The 12,528-nt window shown below is 67.7% G+C and carries 13 protein-coding genes and 1 pseudogene; 10 read left to right on the forward strand and 4 right to left on the reverse strand.

What is annotated here, in order from left to right; translation table 11 throughout:
* Positions 1 to 484: 484 nt before the first annotated feature.
* Entirely contained in the window at positions 485 to 1,882 is a 1,398-nt protein-coding gene (locus tag IEZ20_RS39130) for a hypothetical protein (RefSeq protein WP_189307864.1), read from the forward strand.
* Between the two features lie 410 nt (positions 1,883 to 2,292).
* Here the strand turns inward: IEZ20_RS39130 and IEZ20_RS39135 are convergent, their stop codons facing one another.
* The 3 genes from IEZ20_RS39135 to IEZ20_RS39145 all read right to left on the reverse strand — a co-directional run bounded on the left by IEZ20_RS39135 (position 2,293) and on the right by IEZ20_RS39145 (position 5,010).
* Positions 2,293 to 2,886 carry a hypothetical protein gene (locus tag IEZ20_RS39135; RefSeq protein WP_189307866.1) on the reverse strand — a complete coding sequence of 198 codons (594 nt, stop codon included), beginning with the start codon at positions 2,884 to 2,886 and terminating at the stop codon, positions 2,293 to 2,295.
* 226 nt (positions 2,887 to 3,112) lie between these two features.
* Complete coding sequence (locus tag IEZ20_RS39140; protein WP_189307868.1) at positions 3,113 to 3,667, reverse strand: GNAT family N-acetyltransferase; 555 nt, start codon at positions 3,665 to 3,667, stop codon at positions 3,113 to 3,115.
* 11 nt (positions 3,668 to 3,678) lie between these two features.
* Positions 3,679 to 5,010: a hypothetical protein gene (locus IEZ20_RS39145; RefSeq protein WP_229896505.1), complete on the reverse strand. Its 1,332-nt coding sequence runs from the start codon at positions 5,008 to 5,010 to the stop codon at positions 3,679 to 3,681.
* A gap of 250 nt (positions 5,011 to 5,260) precedes the next feature.
* Between IEZ20_RS39145 and IEZ20_RS39150 the strand changes: the two genes are divergently transcribed.
* The 9 genes and pseudogenes from IEZ20_RS39150 (at position 5,261) to IEZ20_RS39185 (ending at position 10,851) form a co-directional block, all read left to right on the forward strand.
* Complete coding sequence (locus tag IEZ20_RS39150) at positions 5,261 to 5,803, forward strand: ATP-binding protein (RefSeq protein WP_189307870.1); 543 nt, start codon at positions 5,261 to 5,263, stop codon at positions 5,801 to 5,803.
* Between the two features lie 116 nt (positions 5,804 to 5,919).
* The gene (locus tag IEZ20_RS39155) at positions 5,920 to 6,396 is read left to right on the forward strand and encodes a hypothetical protein (protein WP_189307872.1); all 477 of its coding nucleotides are present in this window, start codon (positions 5,920 to 5,922) and stop codon (positions 6,394 to 6,396) included.
* A gap of 187 nt (positions 6,397 to 6,583) precedes the next feature.
* On the forward strand, positions 6,584 to 6,940 hold the full coding sequence (locus IEZ20_RS39160; RefSeq protein ID WP_189307874.1) for a hypothetical protein: 357 nt from the start codon (positions 6,584 to 6,586) through the stop codon (positions 6,938 to 6,940).
* Positions 6,941 to 7,071: 131 nt separating this feature from the next.
* On the forward strand, positions 7,072 to 7,503 hold the full coding sequence (locus IEZ20_RS39165) for a DUF6082 family protein (RefSeq protein ID WP_189307876.1): 432 nt from the start codon (positions 7,072 to 7,074) through the stop codon (positions 7,501 to 7,503).
* A 113-nt stretch (positions 7,504 to 7,616) separates the two neighbouring features.
* On the forward strand, positions 7,617 to 8,135 hold the full coding sequence (locus IEZ20_RS39170; protein ID WP_229896506.1) for a DUF6624 domain-containing protein: 519 nt from the start codon (positions 7,617 to 7,619) through the stop codon (positions 8,133 to 8,135).
* A 14-nt stretch (positions 8,136 to 8,149) separates the two neighbouring features.
* Positions 8,150 to 8,386: pseudogene (locus IEZ20_RS40545) on the forward strand (helix-turn-helix domain-containing protein); the annotation flags it as partial.
* A gap of 514 nt (positions 8,387 to 8,900) precedes the next feature.
* Positions 8,901 to 9,839: a radical SAM protein gene (locus tag IEZ20_RS39175; protein ID WP_308434738.1), complete on the forward strand. Its 939-nt coding sequence runs from the start codon at positions 8,901 to 8,903 to the stop codon at positions 9,837 to 9,839.
* A 4-nt stretch (positions 9,840 to 9,843) separates the two neighbouring features.
* Complete coding sequence (locus IEZ20_RS39180) at positions 9,844 to 9,984, forward strand: hypothetical protein (protein ID WP_189307880.1); 141 nt, start codon at positions 9,844 to 9,846, stop codon at positions 9,982 to 9,984.
* A gap of 63 nt (positions 9,985 to 10,047) precedes the next feature.
* A complete protein-coding gene (locus IEZ20_RS39185) occupies positions 10,048 to 10,851 on the forward strand; it encodes a protein kinase family protein (RefSeq protein WP_229896507.1) in 804 nt (267 codons plus the stop codon).
* A 397-nt stretch (positions 10,852 to 11,248) separates the two neighbouring features.
* Here IEZ20_RS39185 and IEZ20_RS39190 read toward each other — a convergent pair whose 3' ends face one another.
* The gene (locus tag IEZ20_RS39190; protein WP_189307882.1) at positions 11,249 to 11,878 is read right to left on the reverse strand and encodes a PLP-dependent aminotransferase family protein; all 630 of its coding nucleotides are present in this window, start codon (positions 11,876 to 11,878) and stop codon (positions 11,249 to 11,251) included.
* Between the last annotated feature and the right edge of the window lie 650 nt (positions 11,879 to 12,528).

The raw sequence follows: 12,528 nt of genomic DNA on the forward strand, positions 1-12,528 counted from the left end.
GGAAGTGGCGCACATGGCCTCCGGAACCACCGCTCCCCCACCCCCCGCCAGCCTCCCCCGCATCGTCGCCGCCAGCCTCATCGGGACCACCATCGAGTGGTACGACAACTCATTCGATCGGGGCTAGGACCTGCGGTTTTCTATGATTCCGGCCCTCAAAGTCATGCACGGAACCAGCACGGGGTTCGTGACGTGCTGACTCCGCGCTGGCCGACCTGCGTCGCAGCGCGCTCCATTGCCCCCGACGACGTCCGCACATGGATACTCAGTGTTACCGAATGCCTGAGCCGACAGGGACGAGCCAACCGCTCGAAGATGGACAACGCCATGCGATCACTGAGCAGGCGAGGTACCTCAAGACACGGTGACTTTGTCCTCCTGGCCTGCCAGGCGGACCGGCGATCGCGCCCGCCCTCCTGAGGCAATGCCGAGCGCCCATGCGCACTTGCGTGCGCCCGTACCTGCGCTCGTACGGTGCCGAGCCATGCCAGCATCTACCGAAGAGATACTCGACCGGCTCAGCTCACAGATCTCGGTCCGCATAAATTCGAACGCCGCTCTGGTCGCGGACACGAACAAGGTGGCCGCGGCCATCGATCGACAGCGCGCACGGAAACAGGACGAGAAAGAACCGAGTCCTCGCAAACCCGAACTCGGACCATTACAAGGCGCCGATCCTCAGGATCTCGTCGCCACCCCCTGGGACCTGCTGGGCGTCTTCGCGCGAGCCACCACCCTCGCCCGTCAGGGACGCGGCAGAGGACTGGCCGAACACTGGCAAGCACTGAAGTACTGCCAGGCCATGGCTACCGGTCCCAGCGGCCACATGGCCCTCACCGACGAAGGCCAAAGCCCCGAACTCTCCTACAGGGCCATGCAGGCACGGGAACTGGGCCGAGCCTTCGGACTCGCCGTCGCCGAACGCGCCATCCGGAACCGCTTTCCGGGCCACATGGTCTCCACGCTGGACGCGGAAGCCATACTCCTGGCGGGCTTCGCGCGCTCAGGCCCGCGACCGTCCCTGGGCGCCCGGCCACGACCCGACTTCTTCATCGAAGCATGGCGCCCAGGCGAGCCGTCGCGCGTCTTCGTGGTGACGGTCAACGGCAACCATCAGAAGGCCACCAAGCGCACCGCCAAGGCTGACCGCTCAGCGTTCAAGCAGCTGGCCAGGGGCAGCGAGCGCGCCGAGCACTTCCACCTCGCCGAGCGGAACACCACGCCGTGCCTCTTGATGTCCACCGAACTACTCGCGCTGGACGGCATCACCGTCAACGCTCTGCAGGCGCCGGGCGAAGGACTGCTGCCCGCAAGGCCGGCCACAGGGCGAGGGAGTGCGGACGCGGTGCTGTCGGAACGGAACCTCGCGTACGCCGGCGCGGTGAAGGTACCTGTCGACGGCCACAGAGAACGGATCCAGGACGGGTTCCTCATCCCACGCAAGGAGCTTGGCTGGTATGGCCAGCTGCTCACGCGCACTGGAGCCGCAGGCCAGCTGGCGTTCGCCGGAGCGGGCATGGAGATAGGCCAGTACCTGACCGACAAGCAGGGCCACAAGCACTACAAGCAGCAGACCTTCGCCGGTTCGTCCAGCGTCCGGGACGCGCGGCACAAGATAGGCTCGACGGTCTACGTCGGAACCGATCAAGTGTTCCGACTCAACCGGATCCGTGTCGAGGCGTTCTCAGGGATGGCCGAGGAATTGTACGACCTGCTGGTCAAGGGACAGGTAGAGGCATACCGGAACCGGGCTTACGAGCTACGCGACACCTACCCGACCAGCACCACGGCCCCGCTGTGGGGTCCGGTTTCCTTCGGCGCTGAAGGCACCGTGATGGCTCTGCGCGTGCTGCCGAAGAAGGACGAGGAGGAGAGCCCCTGAGGGAGCAAGTGCCTCCAGAGGACGCCCTTGAACTACTGGCCGCGCCACCGGCCTCGGCACGGTCCGGTATGCGTCAGTCCGGGGAGGAGCAGCTTCAGGACAATCCGGCTAACCCGCAGTGCTGTGGCAGCCGCCCGCACGAAGGGGTCTCGACAGGCAGCTACGGCAAGGTTCAAGTCCACGACAACCGCCATGAGAGCCCATCTCCTCCCCCGAGGCCGGATACTCTCCTGCTCCACATCCCATGAGGACCTTGCGCCTCCTGCCCGATGTGAGGCCCTCGGCAGATCCTCGACTGCTTACAGTAGGCCTGCCCCGCAACCGAGCGCGCTGGTGACCTCGGCGAAGCTCTCGTGGCGGCCAAGCCCTTCGGGACGCTGGATAACGAATCGCGACGGGACTTCGTTCCCTCACCGCTCGTGGGACACGGACCGCACCAGCCACCCGCGGGCCTGTAGTGCCCCGAGATGGGGTTCGATGCGGTTCCGGTGCGCGGCGAAGCCCAGCAGATGTGTGGGGCGGGTCGCCCCCACGAAGAGCAGCTGAGCCGCTTTGCGCACCGTGACTGGGGCATCGGCGACATCCTTTGACTGGGCCACGAGCGCGAGTGTCTCGTGGACGTCGTACTTGCGGCCGCGGCTGTCGAGGCACTCCAGGATGAGGGAGGCCGCGTGCGTCTCGCCCTTGGCTCGCTGGATGGAGGTGGCCACCGACATCATCGGTGCCGTGTCGTTGCCCACCGCTTCGGCATGCGGTGCGAGTAGGGGAATGTAGCGGAGGAAGTCGTCGAGACGGCGCGCAGCAGGCGGCGCGTCGGCAAGCTGCGGCAGCACCTCTCGCAAACGCTCCATCAGGGCCCTCCACTGCTCGGGGTCGTCGATGTCCGCACTGAGCAGGTCGTGTAGCAATACGCGCATCTGCAGGCCGGCCGTGGCAGCACTGCGTTCAATGCGCTGGATCGCGGGCAGAGCGTTGTCTGAGCCCTGCCGGAACGCTCTGCGCACGGCATCCCAGGTCTGAACAGTTGCGGTGCGCCGGTCACCGGCAGCCAGCAGAGCGCGCGATGCGCGGACGGTGGTGATCAGCTCAGCGGCGGGCCGCGCGGCAGTGTTCGGAGTGAAGGTGGGCAGGTAACAGGTCAGCGACTGGGGAAAGGCATCGGCTGTTCCGGGGGCTGCTGGACGATGCTTGATCAGGCACAGAGGCGTGTGCCCCGTGCACGTGAACGTCTCACGGGCCTCCCGCGCGCCATTCGCGATCGAGGATGGCGTGGACCACCGAGTCCCGCCATTTCCCAGCCTTCAACACGTGCTCGCGGATTGTGCCCTCCTCGACCATGCCCACTGCCGTCATGGTCCTGGCCGACGCCTCGTTGAGCGGGGAACGCGCGCCCCATATGCGGTGGAGGCCGAGATCTTCGAAGCCAACGCCAAGCAGCAGCCGCACCGTCTCTGCGCCGTACCCCGCGCCCCACACATTCGGACGCAGCGCGAAGCCGATGGTGGCTCCGCGCTGCTGGTGGGGGTCAAGGGCCAAGCGGCCGAATCCGATCAGCTCGTCCGAGTCCCGTTCAGTGACAGCGAGCGCATATTCGGTACGCGGCGTCTCGCTCACGGCGGCGATCGACCGGGCTACGATCTGACGGACCTGCTCACGGGTACGCGCTTCGAAGCTGAGATGCTCTGTCGCTTCTGGGCTGCCGTAGATGGCGAACACCGCGTCCACATCCTCAATTTCCAACTCCCGGAGGTTGAGGCGCGCGCTGGATCGACTGATCGGGTACATGGCTCCGGAGCCTACCCGCGAGGCAGCGCCGGCCGAGTCGTGGAGAACGATTCGATCTCTGCTCTCAGCTCCCGGCCGGCGACCGCCGCGTGCGCGGGGCTGCTCATCAGCGCGCCTCGGACCCGCATCGCCGACACCACGATGCCGTTGTTGCGATGCGAAGAAGGCAGGTCGAGAACCGGCCGGAGCGCGGCGGCCGTACCTTCGACGTCTCCGCTGTGCAGCCGGATCAACGCCAGATCGCACTGCGCGCCCGCGAGGTCGCCGAACGCCCAGGTCGGGGAGTTAGGGTCGCTAAAGCCCGCGACGGCCTCCTCCGCCTGGCCGATCAGGTCGGCGTGCCCATGGCCGAGCAGCGCTTCGGCCTCCACGGTGTAGTAGAGCTGCTTCTCCCGGGCGTAGGTGAAGAGCCCGCCCAGTTCGTCCAAGTCGTCGGGGACGACCTGCTCTCGTCGGTCGGTCGCCTGTCGGTTGGCGAGCCGTACGGTTTCCTCGTCACCGAGAACGGCAGCGGCCCGGGCCTTGAGTCCGAGCAGCCACAGGCCGACGGTCCCGCGGAGGTTGGCAGCGGTCTCGGCACCCTGGCTGGCGTAGTGCTGAGCGTCCTCCGGCTTGTCCGACCAGTAGGCGATCAGGCTCTTCAGGCCGTCGCTGAGGGCGATGAGCCCCGGGTGTTCAGCATCGCGGGCGCAGGCCGCGGCGACCCGGGTCATGGTCATGGCCTGGTGGGGCTCCTCCATGTCGTTGAAGCCCTTGGCCACGAGGAATGACAGGATGGCTCCCTTGACGTACAGGTCACGCAACTGCGAAGGCCGCACGCGGCCGCCCTCCAGGAGGCGGAAGACCTGGTCGTGGGTCTCCAGCAGGTCGTTCCAGACCGCCGCCAGCGGCTGACGCGGGTAGGTGGTCACCAGTCGCTGCACCTCGTCATCGAGGAGTCCGAGCGTGTCGTCGCCTACCCGCTCTCGGTCTGCTCCCAGAAGGAACTCTTTCGCGCGTCGCACAGCCATAACACCCGTCCTTTTCATCTCGGTCAGGTCCATGCCGACCTCGGCACGGAGTCCAGTAGGTGACGCGCTGGCCAAAGGGGTGTGATGCGGCGTGCCGCGCTCGGGCACCTCAGACCACAGGGCATCGATGCTGTAGCCGAGCATCTCGACAAGGATTTGCCGGAAGACCCTCTGCGGCTTCCGCCCCTCGTACAGCCATCCCTCGATGGTTTTCGGGGCGGGTTCGTCCGCGTTCTGAAGGCCCATCCGTGCCGCCGCCTCCCGGTACTTCGAGAGGAAGTTGTCGGGGTGTTGTATGCCCTGGGCCTCACAGACTTGGCGGAAGAACAACATGACGCCTCCCCATCCATCCGCTTAGCACGTCAGTGCCCTGACGGTAGAACGCTGCCGCGCTCAAGTGGCCCCTTTCAGAGGGTACTTACAAAGTCCGAGGACAGTCCGAGGAAGTTCCGAGGAAGTCCGTCCATTCTGCGGCCCAACCAGAGGTGCCTTTGGGGGTAGAGCCGTCCGTGCCGTCCTGCCAGGCTCCTACCGGTCCTCGCTGAGAGTGCATGACCGAGCACAATCCGACTGGGAGTCCCTCGTGAAGCCGCGAACGCAGCAGTGCAACGCCCTGACAGACGCCGAAGCACCGCCGTCTGAGCGAATGACCTTGGCCGGTTTGGCGAGCCGCCCGATGGTTCTCACCCTCTTGGCACCGGCAGGCGATGCATACCGCTGGAACTTCCAGCTCCCGGCGACCGACGGGATTCGTCGCGAGGCCCGGATTCGGTCCCGTTCGCGCCTGACGGTGTCGCACTGGGGTGGTGACGTCGATGTCGCGGCACGAGTCGCCGGCGAACTCGCTGACAACGGAGCCAGGCACGGCCGGCCGTTCTCCGACGGAAGTGTGTCTCTGCGGCTCATCGTGCTTCCGGAGACGGGCGAATTACTCGTCCAGGTGGACGATGCCGCGCCGACCTTCCCCGGCTTCGAGGCCGCGGTGCGCGGCGGGCCGGAGTCCGGCTTGGGCCTCGTGCAGCGCCAGGGCGTGAAGCTGGACTGGTACGTGCTGCAGGAGGGCGGGGACGTGGTGGGCAAGACCGTGCAGGCGGTCGTCTCCGGCTGCTGGGATGAGGCAGCATGACGACGGTCCTGCCGCAGCGCGGCAGCATCGGCAAGGTGCGGCCTTCCGCTCCGCCGGCCGAGTTCGGCGGTGGGGCATATCGGGGGGATGGACCCCCACGCGTGCCGGCCGAGGACATGGAAACTCTGACCGACCGCATCCGACGCCTGATGGACCTGACCGCGGGACGGCAGCTCACCCTTCCGCTGGGCGGAAACTACTTCGACGCTGTGGTCACCGCGAACGGCCCCGCCGCGTACGGAGCGGTCAGGCTGATGGACGAGACTCAACGGGGCCTGAACGACGCTGCGGACGCCTGCGGTCCCGTCATCGAGGACCAGCAGCGCGGATGGCTGATCTGGCTCGTGCCACCGGGGACGAGTGACCAGTGGGCGCGAGCGCCGCACCGGTTCGCGACGTGCCTGGGCACGCCTCACCAGCTGGCACTCCCGCCGCTGGGCCAGACCGAGCAGCCCGGACCCTACTGGCTGAGGCGGTGCCGCAGTGACCGACTCGTGCCCCCTGGGCCGCTGCGGCAGTACCTCGACCAGTTCCGCCCCGGCCCCGTGCCGAGCGAGACGGTCCTCGGCTCGTTGCTGAGCACCATCTCCTGATCTCTGCGTGCGGTGAGCACCTCCTTCTCTCTCCGCACGCGGTACCGGCTCCCCGGCACGTCACGCAGTCCACCGTCCCCCACGGGCGTGGCGGCTGGGGCTTCACTCAAGGGACAGCGACGTGAGCCCTCACAGACGCAGCACCTTGCCCCGCCCGGATGGCCTTGAAGCGCTGAGACGCGAGTACATGTCCGAGATCACCACCTCCGTGGTCCGCAGCGGGCGCGTTGTTCGGGTCGCCCCGTACGTTCTCGCGTCCACTGCTGAGGAGCGCCGAGCCGATCTCGCTCTGATCGAGAGGTATGTGATCGCAGCCGGCATGGGTCTGACCGCGACGGTTTTCGCCGACGCCGGGCAGCCGCCGCCCATCGGGCGGCGCAGTGGATGGCGAGCGGCGCGTCGGTACGCCGAGCAGGGCTATGCGGACGGCATCGTCGCCATCGCCCGGCCGGCGATCACCACAGACCGGGCCGAGTACGAGGCGCTGCTGGAGGACCTCTTCGCCCACCGTCTTTTTCTCGCCTTCCTGCCCACCGAGGGCTGAGGCGAGTGCACGACTCCCGTCCCCGCCAGACACATGCAGGGCTTTGGTGAGGGACGGGCTCCACACCCCGTGCCAGTCGCCCCTGTAGGCGGCTGGCAGCGGACCTGAACTGTCTACGAAAGGTCACCTGGATGAAGACCTCGCACGCTCTCGTCACGCTTGCCGCGATCGGAGTCGCACGTCTGGTACAGGCCGAGCGACAGGGCCGCCGGGCGCTGGTGCTCCAGGCCACGAGAATGCACCAGACGTTCTGCAAGGACACGGCCACTGTTCCCGAGCTGCGAGAAGCGTGGACGGCCGAGGACGTACCCGCCGAGGAGTACGCGAAGTTCGTGCACGCGAACCGGAGCTTGGCCTTCCTGTCCGCGGAGTTCTGGGTCGGACTGCTGACCCCGCGCACCCTGCGTGTACAAGCGCGCGCGGTGATGGAACTGCCCGTCCTCCGCACCTACTGGGAGCGGTTCGGCAGCTTCCGCGAGGCGGAGGCTGAGGGCCGCACCGACCGCAGGTTCAACGAGATCCTCGACACGGAGCATCGCCTCGCCACCGACAAGGCCGCCTGAAAGTTCGATCAGCGCGCCGCCCATGGCCGACCTACGCCCGTGCCCCCTGTCGCGGTTGTCCAGAGAACCGGCCCTGACCACCCACCTACGACACCTATTCGAAAGGAATAGCAGTGCAGTTGCCTGACATCGCCGCCGAGCTGCTGAAGCGAAGAACCGCTGAACAGGAAGCCCGGCAGCGGGCCGCGAAGTCCGCGGAGCACGAGGACGGGCTGATGGTGCAGACCATCGACAGGGACAACACCGCCTGGCTGAAGGTGGTCGTCGGTGAGTACGGCTGGCCGGGAGTCGACCTCGTGGGCGAAGAGGGCGCGGACGCGGCATGGCTGATCGCGCAACACGCCGACCACGACCCATGGTTTCAGCGGCGGTCCCTGGAGCTGATCACGCACGCGGCGCTCGCTGGACAGGTGCCCGTGACTCACTACGCGTACCTCACGGACCGCGTGAGGGTGGCCGAGGCCCGGCCGCAGGTCTACGGCACGCAGTACCAGGACGACGGTGCCGGCGGGGTCAAGCCCTACCTGATCGAGCATCCGGAGCGACTGGATGCGCGCCGACAGGATCTGGGGCTTGGTCCGCACGCCGAGTACGACCGGCAGATGCGCCCGGCAGCCGAGCCGTCGAAGTAGGGGACAGCAGCGACATGCAGACGACCTCGCGCGTCGAAGCTGAGATCACCGACTGGCCCAAGCCCGGGGAACGCGTGGGCGGCGAAGACCGGGCAGCTCTTGGTAAGGAGCTGAGGAAGCGGTACGAGGCAGGAGCGTCGATCCGTGACCTGATACGGGAAACAGGGAGGTCATACGGCTTCCTCCATCGCCTCCTGGATGAGGCTGGTGTGACCTTCCGCGGGCGCGGCGGTGCACGGCCTTCCCGCCGTCCTGGCACCTACCCCGTGACCGTATTCCGCCCGACTGGGGAGCAGCGTGCCCGTTTGGCGGCCTCCCTGAGGGGTGAGTACGAGGGGAGCCGGTTGGCCGTCCCAGATCTGGCGGAGAGACACGGACTGACCAAGTCACTGGTGCGAACGCTGCTCCAGGAGGCCGGCGCAACGATCCGCATCGGGGCCCAGTAGGGGCCGGCTTGGGCCCCGGGCGCCTTGCCCCCCAAGACTCCTGGCTTCACAGCCCTGCCCTGATCGCCTGTCCAGTGCCTGAGCTCCTGGCCGACCCCGAACGCCTGGTGGTAGCTCGCCGCCGGGTCTCAAGAGAAGGGAATACAACGTGCATGAGCTCGTTGCGACACCATTCGGCGAGCGACGCCTGGTCCTGCGGCCGGGCAGCGCCAAGGCCGTGCAGCTGCCCCGGGCCCGGTTCGAGGAACTGCGCGTTCTAGCAGCCGGGCCGGAGGTGATGCCCTCGTGGCTCACCGACCCGGTTCGGGAGCAGTGGAGCGTGGACCTGGCCGACCGCCGGGTCGGTGATGTCCTGCTGATGCGCGAGGCGGGGCCGTACGAGTTCAGCCGGGCCACGTGGGAGATCAACCTGGGCTGTGACTACGACTGCCCGATGTGCTACCTCGGCAAGAAGCGCTTCGAGGGCCTGGACATGGACGGCAAGCGCCAGCTCCTGGCCGTCATGCGGGACGCGGGCGTGATCTGGCTGCAGATCACCGGCGGGGAACCACTGATCGACCCTGATTTCCCTGAGGCGTACCGGCTCGCGCACAAGCTCGGCATGCAGGTGGAGATCCTTTCGAACGGGTCCCGGCTGCACAGGGACCACATCCTGAACCTGCTGCGCACCTACCCGCCGACGAAGTTGACGCTGAGCGTGTACGGCGCAACCGCTGAGACGTACGACGCCGTCACCCGCAACCGTGGCGCGTTCGAGCGGTTCGCGGCCGGCCTGCAGGGTGCGGTCGCCGCGGGGCTGAACGTCGACCTCAGTCTGATCATCGTTCGCGAGAACGCGCACGAGGCGGAGGCGATGCGCGCGTGGGCGCGCAGTCTCGGTTTGCGGTTCCGCGAGTACGCGAACATCTCGCCGACGATCCACGGCACTGCTGAGCCCCTGCCGCAGCAGTCGCCCGAGTACCTCACCCACCGGAAGCCGTTCACCGGCTGCCCGGCCGGCGTGACGTTCTTCCACGCCGATCCGTTCGGCCGGGCGTCGATCTGCAAGGTCGGCCGCGACCCGAACATCGACCTGATCGCTGAAGGCGTGGAAGGTCTGGCCCGACTCGGCGGCATCGCCGAGACCCTCATGCTTCGCACCGGAGGATGCAGCGGCTGCAAGCTGTCCGGCACGTGCCGGGTATGCAGGCCGATGGCAAGAGTCTTCCAGGAGGCGAAGGCACCACTCGAAAATTACTGCCACCACGGAATGAGGTAGCCCCATGACCGCTGTCATGGTCGAGCTGACGCGCCAGCCGGAGGCTGTCGTCCTGGAACCGGACGAGCCCACGCTGGTCGGTGACGTCGACTCGCTCACCGCGGGCACCGTGCCCGGCTGCAACGACGACAACCCCTACCAGTAGAACGGACTGCCGGGGCCGCGCCCGTGCGCGGCCCCGGCGCCCCGACTGCAACAGGAGAGTCCATTGCCCACCGAGCGCCTTACCCAGCTTCCGGACACCGTGCGGCGGCTGATCGAGAAGGTCAGCGGCCCCGTGGTCGACGTCGGCGCCATCAACGCGGGCCTGAACAGCTCCGTCGCCGCCCGGGTCCGCACCGCCGAGCGCACGCTGTTCGTCAAGGGCCTGCCTCTCGATCATCCGCGGGTGTGGACCCAGAAGCGGGAAGCGCAGATCAGCCCGATCGTCCGCGGCATCGCCCCACAGCTGCTGTGGCACGTCGAAGAGGACGGCTGGAGCCTGCTGGGCTTCGAGTACGTGGACGGCGGCCATGCCGACTACACGCCCGGCTCACTCGACCTGCCCACCGTCATGGCCACCATGGTCCGGCTCGCCGACGTCCCCGCCCCGGGCTTCGAGCTGAAGACCATGCCGCACCGCCTGCGGACGTACGTGGACGACCCGGCAGACCTGTCATGGTTTGCCGGGAACAGCCTGCTGCACACCGAGTGGAACCCGCACAACGTCCTCATCACCGGCCACGGCGCCCTGTTCGTGGACTGGGGATGGGCCTCCCTCGGAGCCGCCTGGATCGACCCGGCACTGTGGCTGCTCTGGCTCATGGCCCTCGGCCACACCGCTGAGCAGGCGGAGAGCGTCGCCGCTGCTCACCCGGCATGGAAGCTCGCGCCGACCGAAGGCCTCGACGCCCTCGCCCGCGTCCAGCAACGCCTCTGGGACTCGATCGCCGAGCAGAGCGAAGACGCCTGGGCGATGCCTATGCAACGCGCCGCGCAGGCCTGGAACAGGCACCGGCAAGCCCGCCGCTGACCGGCGCCCGCACGGCCAGGAACCCCCGCTCGACGGCGGGGGTTCCTGCGTTCTCCCGACCTCCCCCGCGCCCCAGGTTTAACGCCTCACGCTGCCACTCCGTCCATATGGCATCGAGGCGTTGACGCAGGGGGCCACTGATGTACCTGGGAGGCCGTACGTGGGAACCGCGGTTGTACGCGACCAACTTGAGCTGCAGCTCTTTGCCGATCTGTTCGATACACCGCTGGACGCGCCCCCGTCGGCTGCGGCCCCGCCACTCAAGGCACATCGCGGGCACCCGCGTGGACGCCCTGGAGGTCTACTGCCGCAACTGCCGGCGGCCGTGCGAGGACGTCGCCGAAGCCGACTACGAGGCCCTGATCGACAACCCGCACCTGATCGGCGGCGACCAGAGTCAGCGAGGGCCGCCTTGAGGGGAATGCCTGAGCAGGCGCCTCCAACCGGACGGAACCGGCTGCACTGCTGCCCGGACCGCTTCTCCGAACGCAGCGAGCGCGGCCTCGAGCCGGGGATGATCGAGGATGGCGGAAGTAGCTGCCAGCAACTCCTCCGCCGTCGTCGCTACCCGCTGATCCGGGTGGCGGACCAACGGCGCAAGGGCCACGGTGACGTGCTTCATCGGTTCGCGCACGGCAGCCACAGCGGCCTTGTTGGCATGCACCTCGCGGGCGATGAGCTGTGCGGCCGCTCCCATGCCTACTGTCTGGCTCAGCCACTCGGTGCCCCCCATGATCCGCGCACCGGCCCGACCGGCGTGGAACGTGATCGCTGCCAGGCCCACGGCGGTGAGGCGTTCGAGGGGCCGCTCCCACAGCAGGCGGTTCATGCTGGCGACCGCGCGTAGGTCGGCGACGGCGACGATCACGGCGTCAGCCTGCTTCTCCAACGCGGTCAGTTCGTCCTGCCGGGCCTGCCGCTCACGGGAGACGTTGGCCAGCTTCCAGGCCAGGAGGGTCGTCGCGAAGCCGACGACGCCGAGCAGCTCGACGGCGCGGACGAGGTAATGAAGGAGGGGGTCGCTCACGGCGGCAACTCTCCACGGCGTCGGGCCGGACTCGGGCGCCTGTTGCTCAGCTGATGCCGGACTTAGACCTGATCAAGACGAACCGTTGCCCGCTGGCCACGAACGGCCGACCCGCCCGGAGCGCAAGGGGCAGCCACCTCCACACGAGGGCTCACTGCGGATCACTTGCCTGTCGGCCCCGATGCTCCAGGTCTTCGCGATGTGCGGCCTCCGTGATGCCTACGCCCCCCGTACCTGTCAGTGCCGGCGGGCATACTGCCTGCACAGCGGACGACATCGGTGGGGGAAGGCGTGCAGGAGCAGAAGCCCAGGTCCAGGCACGGTCGGGTGTGGAGCGAGGCGGAGGATACTCGGCTTGTCCAAGGCGTGCGCGAAGGTCTCGATCTGTCGCGGCAAAGCCGGGTCGGCCTCTCGTTCAGGTCGCCTGCCACGCAACGGCCCTGAGCCGATCGGCCCCAAGATGTCCGAGTTCAACGGAGCGTAGTCAGCACCAAGTCAGCACGGGAGGGATGAGCACGGGTGATGACGTGGGCTTTTAGTCAGCACCAAACCAGCACGGGAGTCAGCACCGCAACGTCAAATCACCCCGAAACGCGCGTCCCGGACAGCACTCGTTTCGACCACCTTCGAGCCCCGGAACCGCCCTTCCG

This window comes from Streptomyces cinerochromogenes (genome assembly GCF_014648635.1).
Classification (GTDB): Bacteria; Actinomycetota; Actinomycetes; order Streptomycetales; family Streptomycetaceae; genus Streptomyces; species Streptomyces cinerochromogenes.

Excerpts from the sequence above, each read along its gene's own strand:
- IEZ20_RS39155 (WP_189307872.1), top strand. The coding sequence starts at position 5,920 with ATGGAAACTCTGACCGACCGCATCCGACGCCTGATGGACCTGACCGCG.
- IEZ20_RS39160 (WP_189307874.1), top strand. The coding sequence starts at position 6,584 with ATGTCCGAGATCACCACCTCCGTGGTCCGCAGCGGGCGCGTTGTTCGG.
- IEZ20_RS39180 (WP_189307880.1), top strand. The coding sequence starts at position 9,844 with ATGACCGCTGTCATGGTCGAGCTGACGCGCCAGCCGGAGGCTGTCGTC.
- IEZ20_RS39165 (WP_189307876.1), top strand. The coding sequence starts at position 7,072 with ATGAAGACCTCGCACGCTCTCGTCACGCTTGCCGCGATCGGAGTCGCA.
- IEZ20_RS39145 (WP_229896505.1), bottom strand. The coding sequence starts at position 5,010 with ATGTTGTTCTTCCGCCAAGTCTGTGAGGCCCAGGGCATACAACACCCC.
- IEZ20_RS39140 (WP_189307868.1), bottom strand. The coding sequence starts at position 3,667 with ATGTACCCGATCAGTCGATCCAGCGCGCGCCTCAACCTCCGGGAGTTG.
- IEZ20_RS39130 (WP_189307864.1), top strand. The coding sequence starts at position 485 with ATGCCAGCATCTACCGAAGAGATACTCGACCGGCTCAGCTCACAGATC.